The following is a 16,236-nucleotide window of genomic DNA, read 5'->3' as shown; positions in this document are numbered from 1 at the left end:
GGGAGGCCAGCCGACACGCGACAAAACCCTATTCCGACAACCGATATGCGACGACCTGATCCGACACTTCCGGCTTCAGGATGGAATTGCCACCCACCGCGAACACGACGTAGTCGACACCTTGATGGGTGAAGACTGCCGGTATGGACACCGCCGGAGCCTCGACGAGATCCGACCAGAGTTCGCGTCCGGTTTGCGCATCGAGCGCGCGCACATGCGAGTCCACCGATGCACCGATAAAAACCACACCGCCGGCCGTGATCACCGGTCCACCGAGCGTCGGCGACCCCCAGGCCTCCAGGCCATATAAACCCTCAAGCTGCGCACGCCCGAACGGCGTTTCATAAAGCAGATCACCCGTGTTCAGATCATAGGCGGAAAACGTGCCGAACGGAGGCGCCCAGCACGGCATGCCGGCCCAATTGCTCCAGTCGGTAAGGTAGATGCCGTAAGGCGAACCTTCCTGGGGCGAATAGCCTTCCTCATTGCCGCCCTCCGCATTGTCGAGCTGGTCATATTCGGCGCGGGGAATGAGTCGGATCAATTGCACGATCCGCGATGCGTTGACGTAGAGGGTGGCATTGCGTGGATCGATCGCCACGCCACCCCAGTTCGTCGCTCCCGCAGTGCCGGGAAAGAACAGCGTTCCCTGTTCGGAAGGCGGCGTGAACATGCCCTCATAGAGGTAATTTTCGCGGTCTCGTGAGCATTGGCCGAAGCTGACGAGATCGGCGAGCCACCACACATCGGGAAGCTCCAACGGATTGCCGACGGGCCTCGGCGTCATGGCGAAAGGCTGTGTCGGGACAGTCACCTCGCCTTCGGCAGTGCTCTGCGGGGTGGGACGGTCCTCGATGTCGAACAGCGGCTCACCCGTGCGGCGGTCGAGCACGAACAGGAAGCCCTGCTTCGTTCCCTGCACCAAAGCCGGTATGGTCTGCCCATCGCGTTCGATGTCGACGAGGCTCGGCGCAGACGGCGTATCATAGTCCCAGATGTCGTGGCGGACGTGCTGGAAGCTCCAGGCCACTTCGCCCGTCTCGATGTCGACGGCAGTGACCGACGTGGCCAGAGGGATGGGATCGGTGCGGTCACCACCCCAGTAGTTGGGGCTTGGTGAGGAGATCGGCGCATAGACGAAGCCGAGCTCCGGGTCGGCGGTCATCGCCGTCCAGATATTCGCAGTGCCCGTTCGCGGGATCATCTCTTCCGGGATGAAGCTTGCTTCCCACAACAATTCGCCGCTTCGAGCATCGATCGCGAGAAGATTGCCGGGAGGCGCGACGCTGTATTCCCAGTCCTTTCCGGCCCAGCCCAGCAGAAGCGTGTCACCCACCACCAGCGGCGGCTGGAGAAGCGAGAACGGAAAGACGTCGTTGACCGTGTTCCACTGGTTCACATTGAGCACGCCGCCCTCGGCGAATGCCTCGCACCGCGCACCGGTATCGGCATCGACCGCATGCAGTTCGGCATCCATGGTCCCGAGATAAACCCGCTTTTCGCAGGTGCCGGCCTGGCCGCTCTCCCAATAGGCGACGCCGCGGTTCTTGAGTGCCGGCTGCGTCAACGCCTCCAACGTGGATTCGCTGTCATAGGCCCAGCGCTCTTCGCCCGTCGCCGGGTCCAACGCTACGATCCGGTAAAAAGGTGTGCCGAGGTAAAGCGTTTCGTTGGCGTAGACCGGCGTTGCCGACCACACCGTCTCAGGCAACTCGCCCGACCCGTCTGCCACATCGCCGGTATGAAACTCCCAGGCTCGCTCGAGATTTTCGACAGTCTCAGGCGTCAGACTCTGCACATTGGAAAACTTGGTGGAGCCGACGTCACCGTGAAACGACGTCCACTCCGATTGCTGCGCGTGAGCCGTTCCGCTCGCACCGATCCATGAGGAGACGACGAGCGCTGTGATACGGATCGGTAGGATCATGCCATGCTCCGGCGTGGGTTGAAGAAGACACCGAGAACGACTGCAAGGGCTGCCGCCGCCATGACACCGGCCAGTGCGAACTGCAGCAAGAAGTATCCTGCAATGGCAGTCAAAACCGCCGCAGTGACCGACAGAACAAGGAGAAGCGTTCGCCAACGCGGGGAAAGGCTGGCAAAGCTGAGCAGGCCCGCACCCAAAGCAGTCGCTACGGTTCCGATCAGCGCCAGAAGCGCGCCGAGCGACCCATCGACGCCCGTGTTGCCGAGAGGCGCGAAGTAGGCAATGCCCGCAAGAACGATGCCCACGAGGGCGAGAAAGATTGTGGCAAAATATTGGCTGTGCATGACCCGCCAATCCAGCAGCGCCGAAGAAGTTCCAAAGGCTGGTGAAAAAACTCGGCAAGTGGGATTAGGGCGTCGGCGGAGCACTCACCCGACGACGTTGATCCTGATCATCACGAAGACGCCAAGCTCTGGGCCATCCAGATATAGAGCGGAACGCCGAGCGTCATATTGAAGGGGAAGGTTACGCCCAGCGACATGGCGAGCGATGTGCCGGCATTGGCTTCCGGCAACGTCATGCGCAATGCGGCCGGCACGGCGATATAGGAGGCGCTGGCTGCCAGAATTCCCATGGCGGCCGCATTCGCAGTTCCAAGCCCGGCCATCGTGCCGAGTGCCGTGCCGACGAAGCCGTGCAGCAGCGGCATGACGACCGCAAGCAGGCCGAGCTTCAGTGTGAGAGAGCGTGTCTCGATCAACCGGCGCGCTGCGATAAGCCCCATGTCGAGAAGAAACAGACACAGCACCCCGCGAAATCCAGCCTCGAAGACCGGCGCAATCTGCGCATAGCCTTCGCTGCCGATGACGAGGCCGATGACGAAACTGCCGACCAAGAGCATGATCGAGCCATTAAACAGCGCCTCGTGCATGAGCCGGCGGCCTGGGAGCGCGCTCACGCCCGTCGTCGTCCGTTTTGCAAGAACAAGGGCGACAATAATCGCCGGCATCTCCATCAAGGCCAGCACCGCGACCATGTAGCCGCTCGCCGGCAATCCAGCCAGCTTCAGCGCCTCGATGCCCGCGACATAGGTCACGACGCTGACCGAGCCATAATGCGCGGCAATAGAAGCGGCATCCAATCTCGACTGTCGCGCGAATGTGCGTACGAGCCAGAAGGCCGTCAGCGGCAGCACCAGCGAAAGCGCAAGGCCTATGAGCGCCGCCGCGACAAGATCACCCGTCACGCCCTCGGCCGCGACGGCGACACCGCCTTTAAGGCCGATTGCGACCATCAGGTAAATTGCCATCAGCTTGCCGGCCGCCTCCGGCACCGTCAGGTCCGAACGCGCGACCGCCGCAAGGGCGCCGAGGCCGAAGAAGAGCACCATCGGCGAGAGCAGAGTCGCGATCATGTGTAAAATCCGTGGAGGGATGCGTGCGGCGAACGCACTGGCTGCCACACTGATGGCAGGTGATAAGCTGCGGGTTCTTGACCGTCTCGAGCGGCCGGTGGAGGCTTAAGGCTGAAGTGAGCGGCGGCGGACGACCTGGACGCGCGCTAAGTCGCCGTTCCGGTTCAGCCGCTCGATGAATTCGATCTGGTCGCGGAAGCGAACCCTGAGACGCTTCAGGGCGCTGAGCCGCAACCGGTCGGGGTTCGGGCTTGCGAGTTCCTGCTCGATACTGCGCTGGATAGTTGCACGGCGGGTCTGCAGCGCTTTTAGAAACTGGTCCATGATCTCACCTGATCGTTGTTGCCGCCGATAGGTGCCGCGGGGACGTCGATAGTTCCAATTCATTGTTGAAATCGGCACGATAGCTTTTAACTAAGATGTCATGCCCTTTCGCCCTTCCTTCCGTCAGCTCGAATACGTCGTCGCCGTGGACGATCTTCGCCATTTCGGCCGTGCCGCAAAGCGCTGTCATGTCTCGCAGCCAACGCTGTCGGTTCAGGTGTCCCTCGTCGAGGAGGGTCTGGGCGTCACCCTGTTCGAGCGCACCTCATCGCAGGTCGTGCCGACCCCGGCCGGCGAGCGCCTGGCCAAGGGTGCGCGCCTGCTGCTCTCCTCCTTCGACGATCTGCTGCAGGATCTTTCGGCACAGGCGTCGTCGCTCGGCGGCATGATGCGCATCGGCACGCCGGCAAGTTTCGGCCCTCATTTCCTGCGTTGGCTCCTGCCTGACCTGCACGAGCAATATCCCGATCTCCAGGTCTACATCCGCGAGGACAGCCCGGCGGCGTTGGAAGCGGCGGTTGCCGATGGCACGCTCGATTGCGGGATTGGCCCTTCTCCGGAACGCGCGGGGCTATCGTTTCGCCCGATCGGCCGCGAGACCATCTTTCTCGGCGTGCCGGCCGAGCACAGCCTCTCTGCGCGGGGGACGGTCGAGCTTCAGGAGATTGCAGGGGAAACGCTTCTCGCACTTGGCCGCGGCCACCGCCTGCTGGAAAATGTGCGCCACCTCGCAGCTGCTTCGGGCGCACACATCAACGACGATTTCGAAGGCTCCAGCCTTGATGCGATCCGTCAGATGGTGTCGATCGGAATGGGGCTCTCGCTCTTTCCGGAGCTCTACGCCAGATCGGAGTTCCGGGGCGAAGACGATGTGAAGCTGCTGGAATTCAAGGACTGGGACGAACGCCGCGAAGTCAGCGTCTACTGGCGCGAAGGCAGCGGCAGGGAACGCCACTACCAGGCGCTCGCCGACGCCGCCGATGTCATCGCCATCAAGCTTGGCATCGCGGGCGACCGCAAAGGCAAATCCGGTACGCCGAGCAAGAACCGCCCCTGAACGGCGGCTAGAACTCCGTCAGCTTCGGTCGCCGGCCGATCGTCACATGGTCGATGTCCTCGAGATAGAAGCCCTTGATGAGCGATGGGATCATCATGAAGACGAGGCAGAAGATTGGAAGACCCACAACCGTGATGACCTGCTGAAGTGCCTCCAGACCCATCTCGCCGGCAAGAACGATCAGCATCGCTGCGACCAGGCCTTCGGACACGCCCCAGAAGACGCGCTGGCGAACTGGACCGGGCTCTTCCGTGCCGGTGCAGAGCATGTCGATGACAAGCGACGCTGAATCCGATGAGGTCGCGAAGAAGATCGCCACGATCACGATGGCGAAGCCCTGGACCAACTGCACCAGAGGCAGGTTTTCGAAGAATGCGAACATGGCGAGCGGCACGGATTCCGCCACCGCGCGGCTGAGCGCCCCGGCGCTTTCGCCCATCTGCTCGCGCACCACGCCGATGCCGTCGAACTGCATGGCCTGCCAGCCGAAGATCGCGAACCAGATCAGCGTGAAGAGCGACGGCGCCAGGAGAACGCCGAAAACGAATTCGCGGATGGTGCGGCCCTTCGAGATACGCGCCACGAAGATACCGATGAAAGGCGACCATGTGACGGTCCACGCCCAGTAGAACACCGTCCAACCGCCTTGCCAGCCCCAGCCCTCGCCGTTCGGATCGTTGTTGGCCAGCATGTCGTTCCAGAACGCCAGGCGCGGCAGGTTCGAGAAGTAGATCCCGAACGTCTCGACGATCCCGCGCAGGAGAAACAGGGTGGAGCCCGCAAACAGCACGAAGAACATCAGGATCACGGCCATGCCGATGTTCAGGTTGGACAGAAGCTTTACGCCCTTGTCGAGCCCGGCGACGATCGAGGCGACCGCCACTGCCGTCAGCACCGCAAGGATCGCAACCGTCAGCGGCACGCCATCATTCACGCCGAACAGCGCCGATAGGCCCGCCGCGATCTGCGAGGAGCCGAGACCGAGCGACACAGCGACACCGAACAGCGTGCCAAGCACGGCTGCGATGTCGATCGTCTTACCAATCGGACCATGGATGCGCTCGCGCAGCAGCGGATAGAACACCGAACTCACGCGCACCGGCAGATCGTAACGGTGAATGAAATAGGCAAACGCCAGGCCTGGCAGCGTGAAGATCGTCCAGGTGTGCAGACCCAGATGATAGATCGAGATCGCGATCGCGTCGCGCGCGGCCTGCTGGGTATAGGGCTCGACGCCCGGCAGCGGCGGCTCGGAAAAATGGCTGATCGGCTCGGCCACGCCCCAGAACATGAGAACCGTGCCGATCCCCCCAGCAAACAGCATCGTGAACCAGGAAAGGTTGGAATATTCGGGTTGGCTGTCGCGCTTGCCCAGGCGGATGTGTCCATGACGGCTCGCCGCTGCCCAGATGAGGAAGCCCAGCCAGACGTTCACGCCGAGGATGAAGAACCAGCCCAAATTGGTGACGATCCACGCACGGCCATTTTCAAACGCTGTTCCGATCGGTCCCGGCGCGATGACGAGCACGATGACGAAAATGAGGGTAAGTGCCGCGGACACGAGAAAAATCACGGGATCCGTACGCAACCCGAAGCGCTGCATAAGAGCTTCCACTAATATTCTCCCGTCGGTATCTGTCGATTACCTCAAGCAATCGAAGCGTCACTGAATATCGAAATCCGTTGTCAATATCGTTCAGTAGCCAAGTTGATCCGATACGGCCACCCCGCAGAACTGATGTTCCGTCATCTGCTGCCGGCCGAGGTCTGGCTCGACGTGCCGGGCGGAATACTAGCAGCGAGGATTATTCTTCAATCGCCCCCCTCACTGCATCGACCGATTATGGGAGTGAGACGAAAGATGGATGTTGCCCGCACGTCTTATCCGGAATAGCCTAGAATCCGTATCGATTTGTGACATTAACCGTCAGAACCACGCTGGAGGAGGGCGCGGATGCTGATCTTGGTTGTGGACGATCATCCATTGGTGTGCGCAGCGTTGGAGATGACGCTCGTCAATGGTCTGTCGGATTGCGCGGTGAAGTCTGCTCAGTCCGTGGCAGAAGCTCTGTCCGTTATCGAAACACATGATCTCGACCTGGCCTTGCTCGACCTTAAGCTGCCGGATGCATCCGGCCTCGACGGGTTGGAGCGCCTGCGCAAGGCGGCCCCTCGCCTGCCGATCATCGTGATTTCAGCCCTGGATGATACAAGGCTGATGCCGATGGTTCGAAGCATGGGTGCAAGCGGCTTCATCAGCAAGACCGCCAAACCCCGCGACATTTTCGAAGCGATCCACGTCGTGCTCGATGGTGGCGCGGTTTTCCCGCAGAACGCGAATGGCTTGGACATGAACTGCGCGGAGGCGAGGCGCGCGGAGGAGATTCACCTCGCCGCTGCCATGCACAGCCTTACGCCGCAACAGCGCGTGGTTTTGCGCATGCTGGGCGAAGGCTTGCTGAACAAGCAGATCGCCTATGAGCTGTCGATCAGCGAGTCGACCGTCAAAGGTCACGTGTCGGCGATCCTGCGCAAGTTCGAGGTGCCATCGCGCATGCAGGCGGTGCTTCTGGCGCAGCGCACCATGTTCGATCAGGCGCTGGGTGCCTGATCGACCTCGATGTCGATTGCAAGATGGGTGAGATAGGCGCGCAGCTGCGCCGGTTTGACGGGCTTGGCGAAGTGCTCGATGCCGTTTTGACGGGCCCGCTGACGCACCGTCCAGGATGTTTCCGCCGTCACGAGGATCGCCGGCACCATGCTGCCGATCCGCTCGCGCAGCCTGACGATGGCTTCGATGCCGTCGATGTCGCCGTTCAGATGATAATCTGCGATGATGGCCGACGGTCTCGTCAGGGCGCCATCACACCGCGCTTCGATCTCCGCGTAGGATGATCCGGTCACGCTGGCGAACTGCCAGTGGTCGAAAAGCGTCGTCATGGCGTGCGCGACCGTCTCGTCGTTTTCGAGCACGATCAGCGTCTTTTCCGAGGTTGGCGATACCGTCAACTGCGCTTTGTCATCCATGTTTCCCTCAAACGTCGTGCCACCCGAATTGTCCTGGGTGCGCCACGCGTTGATGACGAGGGAAAACACCGATCCCCGCCTGACTTCCGACTTGAGCTCGATGCGCTGTCCGAGAAGATCGGCCGCGCGCTGGGCGATGGCAAGCCCGAGGCCAAGGCCTGTCACATCGGAGTTTGCAGCGGTCGCACGTTTGAACTCCTGGAAAATGAGCTGCCGGTCGACCGGCTGGATGCCGGGGCCGGTATCGTGGATCTCGATGCGCAGCGATGTACCCGCACGCTTTGTGCCAAGAAGGATGCGGCCGGAGGGCGTGTACTTGATCGCGTTGCTCAGGAAATTCTGAACGATCCTGCGCAACAGATTGGGGTCTGTTCGGATGATCGCCGTCGTCGGCACGATCCTGAGATTAAGACCGCGCGCTCCGGCAAGCGCACTGAATTCGATGCGCAGCGTCTCGAACAGTTCACCGAGCTTCACGTCGGCAAGCTTGATCTCGTAGCAGCCGGAATCCATCTTCGACATGTCGAGAAGCGTGCCGAGAATGCGCTCGGTCGATTGCAGCGAATGATCGATGTTGTCGATCAGCTTCACCGCCTCCGGCTGCGTCCCTGCCGCGCTTTCGAGCGCAAAGAGATAAAGCCGGGCAGCGTTGAGCGGCTGCAGAAGATCGTGGCTGGCGGCGGCGAGAAACTGGGTCTTGCTCATGCTCGCCGCTTCGGCGGCGCGGCGCGTGCGAACGAGGTCGGCGGCGGTGGCTTCGTGGCGGCGCACCTCATCCTGCAGCGCCGCGTTGAGCGCCACGAGTTCGCGCGTGCGTTCGCTGACGCGCTCCTCCAGCTCATCCTTGCTGCGCTCGAGCATGCGGGCAGCCTGGTACTGGGTCGTGACGTCGGTCAACGTCACCACGAATCCATCGTTCGGCATGGCGCGGAAATTGGCGGAAACGGTTCTCCCGCCCGGATAGAAGATCTCCAGCCGTAGTGGCGGCCGCTTGTTCACCTGGCCGATCCAGCGGAGAAACTCGCTTTCCCGCTCCTCGGCGATCCGCGCCCCGCGCGCTAAGAGAAGGCCGATGAGTTCCCGGACAGTCGTCCCCTCGTGCAGCTCGACATAGGGCAGGTTGGTGAGCATCGCCGCCTGCGAATTCCAGGCAACGAAACGACGCGCACCGTCGAAGACGACGACACCCTGCGCAATGCTGGCAAGCGTGGTGGCGAGCACCTCGGACTGCTCCGCCATACGGGTCAGCCGGCTCGTCTCCTCCAATCGCTTGAAGGGCGTGATGTCGCTGACGATGGTGACCTTGCCGCCGTCCTCCGTCGCTCGCTCGCTGATCTGGATCCAGCGCCCGTCGCTCAGCAATTGCTGGAACTGGCAACGCGTCTCGCTGTGACTGCTTGAGCGGCTCGCGATCCAGGCATCGGGGTCCGTCACCGCCTCGACGATCACGCCGATGCGCGCCGCGTGCCGGATGATCTCCTGGAAATGGGTGCCGGGTTTCAGGAGATGTTCGAGCTCTGGAAAGATCTCGCGGTACTTGCGGTTGCACAAGACGATGCGGTCGTCCCTGTCGTAGAGAATGAAACCTTCGCCAATGGAGTCGATCGCTTGCCGAAGCTGGCGCCGCGCGATCTTCGCCTCGCTCATCGCGCGGGCGAGACGCTGGATGCGCTTCTCCACATTGCCTTCCACCTCGATCAGCGGTTCGATCGTGCGAAAGACGCGGCCCGACAGATCGTTGTTGCGGTCCACCTGCCCGATCAGCGCATCTCGGATGATCCGGAGCTTCTCGTTTTCGCGCCGCAGCTGCCGCACTTCCTGCTCGAGTTGCTGGTCGAAGGATAGGTTCGGATCGACATGTTTCATTCGGCCGCCCCGATCGCCAGCCCGGTCAGCGTCTGGCTCAGATGCAGAAACTTGAACTGTTCGCCATAGGTGCTGAAGCCGATCATGTTGAAGCGTTTGAAGATGGGCAGCAGCTCATGCTTGATCCCCAGCCGCTCCGCTTCCAGCCGCCGCAGGATACAGTCGAAACACAAGACGAGCTCGATCGACCCCAGCCGATCGGAGATCTGCTCCATGTTGAGCAGCAGATTGTCGCGCATGTCGACGGGCGAGGCAGGCGTGAGCACGATGCCCTCATCGACCGCACAGAAGAAATGCAGCGCACCCTGGTCGTCGGATTTTTGGATGGCGCGCACGTGATAGTCGCCACCGATCCGCGCGAGCAGCGGGTTTGCGGCAAAGACCGCAGGCGTCAGTGCCGAGACGTCCACGCCGATCAGCCTCGCATATTCTTCGGCAGCGGGCTCGGCATTGATCGTCTTGACGATGCGCCTTTCCGGATCGGCACTGGTGATGACCAGCTTCTCTTCCATCGGCCGGAAATGCTCGAACTTGAAGACCTCGATCTGGCGGTTCGACGCGCCAATGACGACGAGAGCCGTGTCCTCGAGAATTGCCCCGTTGTAGAAGATCTGGGTCGTGTCGAAATGCAGGTTGTCGCCGGCCGACGCGCCGAAGACGGGCACCTCGTCGAGTGCGGCATAGGCACTCGCGGCGATCTCTTCCTCGCGTCGCGACAACCCGTCGACCAGCAGCATCGCGAAGAGGTTCGAGCGATCCTGTTCCAACTCGCGCAACAGTCGGAAGTAAGCCGTTTCGATCAGCTCGCCGCCGCGCGGGATCGAGAAATGCTTGAGATTCTCCAGAAGGCAGATCTCGAAGGAAAATGCACTTCGGTCGAAGGCGAGCACGATCGCGCCGTCAGCCTCGTAACGCTGCTCCGTCAGGCTCCCGGCCGTCGTGCAGCCGATCAACGGTACGCCCGGAAATCTAGCGGACAATGAACGCACCACCGCATCGTAAGGCGCGGCGGACGAAACGAAGAGCGCTATCAGCGCTGGCTCGCAGCCGAAGATGCCGGTGGCGAGCTCCTCCACGATGCCTTCCGGCATGCGTGATCCGGACCATGCACGGCGAATGGCCGGGCGCGGTGCGGCACGGGGCCGGTCGCGTATACCCAGGTCACTCTGTTCCCAATCAGCCATTTTGGCGCCTGACGGTCGAGCCCGCCTGCTTCAGTAGAAGCAGCGGACCTCGGCTTCTATCTGCGACTGCCGCAAGGCATCGACCTTCGACTGGCTGGCCGGCGTCTCACGGAAAATCATCATCTTCTCGCCACCGCCCGGCACCTGCCGCATGCGCAGCACCGTTTCGGCGGCGCTATAGTCCTCATAGGTGAGCAGGGACGAAACCACGTCGATGCTGCACGAACATTGCCTGAGCGCCTTGGCCGTCTGCCCGTTTGCCGCCATGCAGCCAAGCACGTAATCGGCGACGACCTCGGTGGGATAGCCGTTTGCAGCATCAGCCCTTGGAACAGTGCCTGCAGCGCCGATGGCGAAGAGCGCCATCGCGAGGTGCCATCGCCGGATCATCGGACGAGCTCCCTGAACCGATAGGTCTCGCGCAGACGCACACCGCTGCCGTCCATCGCCGGCACTTCGCTCGAGAGTTCATAGACGCTGCCGGGCAGATCGGGCGACAGGCTGATCTGATAGAGCTTCTTGGCGAAGTCGGGCATGCGGCTGGCTGCGTCCGCATCATCATACGGCATGAGGCTGACTGTTTCGACGGCGATCTCGTCGTCGGCGACCTCGGCCGTTCCCTCCTCCGCTTGCGCCGGTTGTGCGAGCATGTCGCGCAGGCGGCTGCGGAAGAATTGCGGCGAACCGCCCGTGTTGCGGCTCATGAAATCGGCGTCCCGCTGAAAGAAGACCAGCAGCAGCGGGTTGATGGTCTCCGCCGTCGTCGAAACCGAAAGCGTTCGCGTCTTGGGGAAGACGGCGATGTCGAAATCAAAGCCACCCTCGGCATCCGATTCCTCAAACTTCAGGCGCACCTCGTCCTTGAAGGGTTCTTCGAGAATGTCGCCCTCGAGCGTGTAGTCATAGACGAGTTCGCCGGAGCCTTGCAGGTCAGCGAGGTGGTTGACGCCGTAGACGCGCTCGCCAGCTGACCCTTCGACCAGTTCCGCTCGCGATCCGTCCAGAGCAAGCGACGGCGCAACGAAGACCGTCGCGGCAAGGCTCAACGAGAGACAGCCGACCGGTAACAACGCAAGCCTGCCTGAGACGGCTCTTCTAAGGATCAAGGCACCGTGTGCAAAAAGGCTCATTCTTTCACCATGTACGAATAGATCGCCTGTCCGAGCGCGAAGGCGCGCTGGTCCAGCAAAACGGGTTGCTCGCAAAGATAGATCAGCGCGCGCCGGCGCTCGTCGAAGACCCGGATGTCCCAGTCGAGCGCGGTCGGCGCACTGTCCGCACTGGCCGTGGCGGGCGCGTTTTCGGAAGCGGCGATGCGGCTCGATCGAATATGTTCCGCGCGCTCCCGCTGACTGCGCGCATAACGGCCGATCCCGGCGATGATCGATGCACGGTCGCGATTGATCAGTTCGAGCGTCCGCCCGAAAAGGGCCGTGAGCTGTTCGTTGCGTTCGTTCTCCGGCAGCGCCTGCGCGTAATCGGCAACCAGCGAGCGCGCCTCCTCGATCGGCAACCTGCGCACCGAAAGCTGTTCAGCCACGGCGCGCACATCCTCGTTGCGTGCCCAGGAAGCCGGTTCCGGCTCCGGCCCCGCCCAGACCTGAGCCGTCGATATGCGCGGCACGAGACGCTGGATACACGGCCAATCCGGATTTGAGCCATCGGCAGCCTGGGCCGCGCTCGGAACAGCCACCGCGATTGCCAGTCCAAGAGCAGCCAGAAGCGGCCTTGAGCGGCGGCCAGCGCCGCCGCCTCGTTTCAGGATTTCGATGGTCGACGTCATGGGCACCTCCCGTGCTCAAGACCAAAAAACCGACATAGCCTCACGGCTTGATCGCGATTCCCCAGGGAAAGCTCCCAACGGGGATGGACACCATCGCAGTGTCGGTCGCCGTGTCGATCAATGTGACGTCATTGCTGACGCCGTTTGAAGTATACAGCGTTGTCTCGTCCGGCGTGAGTTCCAATTGCCAGACCCGCTGGCCGACGAGAATATAATCAAGCACCTCATGCGTCTGCGCATCGATCACCGCGACGCGGTTGGATGGGCCAAGCGCCACGTAAGCCTTGCTGCGATCCTCGAGAATCTTCACGCCGACCGGCTGCAGCGCTTCTGGTTCGACGCCGGCGACCTCGAAAGAGATCTCGCGCATCACTTCCATCCCGACCGGATCGATGACGCTGACCGTGCCGCCGATCTCGGCCGTGACCCAGACCTCCGAACCGTCGGACGTGAATTCGGCAATGCGCGGCCTCTGGCCGACAAGCACGTTGCCGACGATTTCGTAACTGTCGGTATCGATGAAGTGGGCCATGTTCGTCGTTTCCGACGTGTTGACCACGATCTTCCCGTCCGGGCTGACACCCATGCCTTCCGGCTCCACGCCGACCGGAATTTCGGCGATCATCTCGCGCGTTTCGAGATCGATCACGGTGACAAGGTTGTCGTCTTCATTGGCGACATAGAGCCGATCGCCCTGTGGTGCGATAACGAGAAGTTCGGGATCGGGGCCGGAAGGCAAGGTATCGACGAGTTCCAGCGTCTCGGTGTCCATCACCTGGATCGTGTTGTCGTCGCTGGCGCAGATATAGAGAAACCGGTTGTCGTGGCCGAGCGCGATCCCGCGTGGACGATTGCCGACCGCGATTTCGTTGATCACTTCCTGCGTTTCACCGTCAATCACGGAGATCGTGTTGCCCTGCTCGTTCGACACGAACACCGTCAATGCGTGGGCCGGCCAGATGCCTGCAACCAGCCCCACACCCGCCGCAAGCGCCGCGACCTTGCCACCATGCTTCATTGCCCACTTCCTCCCGTTGAAATGCTTCGACGTCGTTTTTCTATTGCAGTCGGCATTCGCTTTCTGGTTCGTCGTAGCCGAGGCTATCCAACGGTGTGCGTTCATGCAGGAAGCCCGGTTGGGGTGACGCAGACACAAGCACGCGCTTGTTGGCGATAAGCACGGGCTGGCGCATCTGTTGATCCCAGCTTCGATAGCTGAGCCCGACGCCCTTGAACCCGCCGATCTCGAAATCCGGACTGCGCAGGAACGCGCGTATCTCCGCCGCATCCGCGCTGTTGAGGCGTGTCACCGCTTCGCCGATGGAGCGAACGCCGAGCCAGGCGCCATAGTCGCGCTCTTCCATCCACCGGTCCGCCACCTGTTCGAAGCGGCGTTGGATCTGCGTCGATCCCCACTGCTCCAGAACGCGGTGCCACGACATGGCGACCAGGCCATGCGTGCCAGCGACCGGACGGGCTGCATAGGTGTTGTAGGGCAGGTATTCGCCGAACACCTCGTTCTCGTCGGCGACAACCAATACGTCGTATTCGCCGCCTTCCTGCGTCGCCAAAGGCATCTGATCCTGGATTTGGATATGGCCGCTATCGGTGCGCCGCGAGATTGCCGAATAGGCATAATCGCTCTCGGCCACGACTTGCGCACCGAATTTTTCGGCCGAACGGCGAATTGCCTCGGCGAACGCGACATCGTTCTCCTGCGTCCCCGACACGAGATAGAGCCGCGGCCATCGCTTCCAGACGAGAAACTGGACCAGGGCGTCGGTCCGCATGGAGCGGCTCGGCGCCGTGTGAAACACATTGTCGAAACAGACATTGATGCGCAGATCGTCATCACCGACGCGGCCGTTGAAAATAAGCGCCTCGCTGGCTTCCGGATGTTCGGCGATCGCCTGCAGATCGTCACGCGGCAAATCCGAGATGAAGAGCGTTTGGCCGCTTTGCCGCTCTTCCTCGAATACGACGGCAATGTCTTCGTCAGCGGTCAGAACCCGCTCGACCAGCGAATAGGTGTGTCCGAGAAACCCGCCGGTCGTCTTGTTGTCGTCGAGCGCGAGCCGCGCGCCCCACACGCCTGGATCTTCCACGATGGGATCGACGAAGGACAATGGCAGACGTTCTTCCTGATCCCGCGAAAGGAACACGATCTCCACGTCTACGGCCCTGGCTGCCGTCGTGGCGGCAAGTATAGCCAGCACAACGGTTGTGCAAAGTCGTATCAAAAGTCCTCCCGCCCGGCCCCCGCCGGCTTCTGTCGCTCCATTGGTCGGCGCTGATACGCCTGATCTCCCGATGGCAATGTGACAAAGGGGTCGACCGGTCGATATAGTGCTAAGGTACTACGCCAGTCTCTCATCGGCGTTGATACGACCGACCTCAGTAGATCGGCTTATCCACTGCTTCGAAGTACTTAAGGACTATTTAGCCCCCTGGCGCCCCTGCCTACAATCCACTGGTCGCAAGCTGCCATCTTGCGTCGAGACGAGAAGAGGGGATTAGCATGAAGACGCGTGCGGCAGTCGCTTGGGCAGCGAACCAGCCTCTATCCATAGAGACGGTGGACCTGGCTGGTCCGTCAGCCGGTGAGGTCCTGGTCGAGATCATGGCGACCGGCATCTGCCACACCGACGCCTACACGCTGTCGGGTCTCGATTCGGAGGGCAAGTTTCCGGCAATCCTCGGTCACGAGGGCGCGGGCATCGTTCGCGAAGTCGGCGCCGGGGTGACATCCGTCAAGGTGGGCGACCACGTCATCCCGCTCTACACGCCGGAATGCCGCAACTGCAAAACCTGCCTCTCGCAGCGATCCAACCTCTGCACCGCGATCCGCTCGACCCAGGGCCAGGGCGTGATGCCGGATGGGACGAGCCGCTTCGCATGCGAGAGCGGTCCGGTCTTCCACTACATGGGCTGCTCGACCTTCTCCAACTTCACCGTTCTGCCGGAGATCGCGGTGGCAAAAGTGCGCGCCGACGCGCCCTTCAACAAGATCTGCTACATCGGCTGCGGGGTCACCACAGGTATCGGCGCAGTCATCTACACCGCCAAGGTCTGGCCGGGCGCCAATGTCGTCGTCTTCGGCCTCGGCGGCATCGGTCTCAACGTCATCCAGGGCGCCCGCATGGTGGGCGCCGACAAGATCATCGGCGTCGATCTCAATCCCGCAAAGGTCGAGATGGCCCGCAAGTTCGGTATGACGGACTTCGTCAATCCCAACGATGTCGGCCAGGACAAGGTCGTGCAGGCGATCGTCGATCTGACGGATGGCGGCGCCGACTTCTCGTTCGACGCCACAGGCAACGTCAACGTCATGCGCCAGGCGCTGGAATGCTGCCACCGCGGGTGGGGACAATCGATCATCATCGGTGTGGCGGAAGCAGGCAAGGAGATTGCGACGCGACCGTTCCAACTTGTCACCGGGCGGGTCTGGAAAGGCACCGCATTCGGCGGCGCGCGAGGCCGGACCGACGTACCCAAGATCGTCGACTGGTACATGGAGGGCAAGATCAACATCGATGATCTGATCACCCACACGATGCCGCTCGAGGAGATCAACACGGCATTCGATCTGATGCACGAGGGCAAGTCGATCAGAAGCGTTGTGGTCTTCTGACGGTCGAACCGACAGGGTCCGGA

Annotated in this window: 15 protein-coding genes; 3 read left to right on the top strand and 12 right to left on the bottom strand. The window is 61.8% G+C overall.

Annotated elements, in window-relative coordinates:
- Nucleotides 1-28 precede the first annotated feature (28 nt).
- From PU133_RS04000 to PU133_RS03985, 4 genes are all read right to left on the bottom strand, one after another.
- Entirely contained in the window at nt 29-1,927 is a 1,899-nt protein-coding gene (locus PU133_RS04000; protein WP_404863587.1) for a PQQ-binding-like beta-propeller repeat protein, read from the bottom strand.
- Complete coding sequence (locus tag PU133_RS03995) at nt 1,924-2,271, bottom strand: hypothetical protein (protein ID WP_404863586.1); 348 nt, start codon at nt 2,269-2,271, stop codon at nt 1,924-1,926. Before PU133_RS03995 ends, PU133_RS04000 begins: the two co-directional genes overlap by 4 nt.
- A 110-nt stretch (nt 2,272-2,381) precedes the next feature.
- Nucleotides 2,382-3,341, bottom strand: coding sequence for a sodium-dependent bicarbonate transport family permease (locus tag PU133_RS03990; protein WP_404863585.1), 960 nt, complete (start codon nt 3,339-3,341; stop codon nt 2,382-2,384).
- A gap of 105 nt (nt 3,342-3,446) precedes the next feature.
- A complete protein-coding gene (locus tag PU133_RS03985; RefSeq protein ID WP_164527787.1) occupies nt 3,447-3,665 on the bottom strand; it encodes a DUF465 domain-containing protein in 219 nt (72 codons plus the stop codon).
- A 100-nt stretch (nt 3,666-3,765) separates the two neighbouring features.
- Here PU133_RS03985 and PU133_RS03980 point away from each other — a divergent pair, with 100 nt between their 5' ends.
- On the top strand, nt 3,766-4,722 hold the full coding sequence (locus tag PU133_RS03980; RefSeq protein ID WP_404863584.1) for a LysR substrate-binding domain-containing protein: 957 nt from the start codon (nt 3,766-3,768) through the stop codon (nt 4,720-4,722).
- A gap of 7 nt (nt 4,723-4,729) precedes the next feature.
- On the opposite strand, the gene PU133_RS03975 is transcribed toward PU133_RS03980, so the two are convergent.
- Nucleotides 4,730-6,295: a BCCT family transporter gene (locus tag PU133_RS03975; RefSeq protein ID WP_404863583.1), complete on the bottom strand. Its 1,566-nt coding sequence runs from the start codon at nt 6,293-6,295 to the stop codon at nt 4,730-4,732.
- A 381-nt stretch (nt 6,296-6,676) separates the two neighbouring features.
- Between PU133_RS03975 and PU133_RS03970 the strand changes: the two genes are divergently transcribed.
- Nucleotides 6,677-7,333: a response regulator transcription factor gene (locus PU133_RS03970; protein ID WP_404863582.1), complete on the top strand. Its 657-nt coding sequence runs from the start codon at nt 6,677-6,679 to the stop codon at nt 7,331-7,333.
- On the opposite strand, the gene PU133_RS03965 is transcribed toward PU133_RS03970, so the two are convergent.
- Genes PU133_RS03965 through PU133_RS03935 form a run of 7 tightly spaced genes read right to left on the bottom strand, consistent with a single transcriptional unit; the run spans nt 7,315 to nt 14,753 of the window.
- Nucleotides 7,315-9,615, bottom strand: coding sequence for a PAS-domain containing protein (locus tag PU133_RS03965; RefSeq protein ID WP_404863581.1), 2,301 nt, complete (start codon nt 9,613-9,615; stop codon nt 7,315-7,317). The two genes, PU133_RS03970 and PU133_RS03965, sit on opposite strands and share 19 nt — an antisense overlap.
- Entirely contained in the window at nt 9,612-10,799 is a 1,188-nt protein-coding gene (locus PU133_RS03960) for an FIST signal transduction protein (RefSeq protein WP_404863580.1), read from the bottom strand. Before PU133_RS03960 ends, PU133_RS03965 begins: the two co-directional genes overlap by 4 nt.
- 30 nt (nt 10,800-10,829) lie before the next feature.
- Nucleotides 10,830-11,189 carry a hypothetical protein gene (locus PU133_RS03955; RefSeq protein ID WP_404863579.1) on the bottom strand — a complete coding sequence of 120 codons (360 nt, stop codon included), beginning with the start codon at nt 11,187-11,189 and terminating at the stop codon, nt 10,830-10,832.
- Nucleotides 11,186-11,929, bottom strand: coding sequence for a hypothetical protein (locus PU133_RS03950; protein WP_404863578.1), 744 nt, complete (start codon nt 11,927-11,929; stop codon nt 11,186-11,188). The genes PU133_RS03955 and PU133_RS03950 overlap by 4 nt, the downstream gene beginning before the upstream one ends.
- On the bottom strand, nt 11,926-12,582 hold the full coding sequence (locus tag PU133_RS03945; RefSeq protein ID WP_404863577.1) for a hypothetical protein: 657 nt from the start codon (nt 12,580-12,582) through the stop codon (nt 11,926-11,928). The genes PU133_RS03950 and PU133_RS03945 overlap by 4 nt, the downstream gene beginning before the upstream one ends.
- 40 nt (nt 12,583-12,622) lie before the next feature.
- Complete coding sequence (locus tag PU133_RS03940) at nt 12,623-13,600, bottom strand: PQQ-dependent catabolism-associated beta-propeller protein (RefSeq protein ID WP_404863576.1); 978 nt, start codon at nt 13,598-13,600, stop codon at nt 12,623-12,625.
- Nucleotides 13,601-13,640: 40 nt separating this feature from the next.
- Complete coding sequence (locus PU133_RS03935) at nt 13,641-14,753, bottom strand: ABC transporter substrate-binding protein (protein WP_404863575.1); 1,113 nt, start codon at nt 14,751-14,753, stop codon at nt 13,641-13,643.
- 347 nt (nt 14,754-15,100) lie between these two features.
- Here PU133_RS03935 and PU133_RS03930 point away from each other — a divergent pair, with 347 nt between their 5' ends.
- Nucleotides 15,101-16,213: an S-(hydroxymethyl)glutathione dehydrogenase/class III alcohol dehydrogenase gene (locus PU133_RS03930; protein ID WP_404863574.1), complete on the top strand. Its 1,113-nt coding sequence runs from the start codon at nt 15,101-15,103 to the stop codon at nt 16,211-16,213.
- Nucleotides 16,214-16,236 lie beyond the last annotated feature (23 nt).

The sequence above is a fragment of the Georhizobium sp. MAB10 genome, from assembly GCF_045012825.1.
GTDB classification, from domain to species: domain Bacteria; phylum Pseudomonadota; class Alphaproteobacteria; order Rhizobiales; family Rhizobiaceae; genus Georhizobium; species Georhizobium profundi.
The sequence above is the reverse complement of the archived record's forward strand: the minus strand, read 5'-3'. Positions and strand labels throughout refer to the sequence as shown.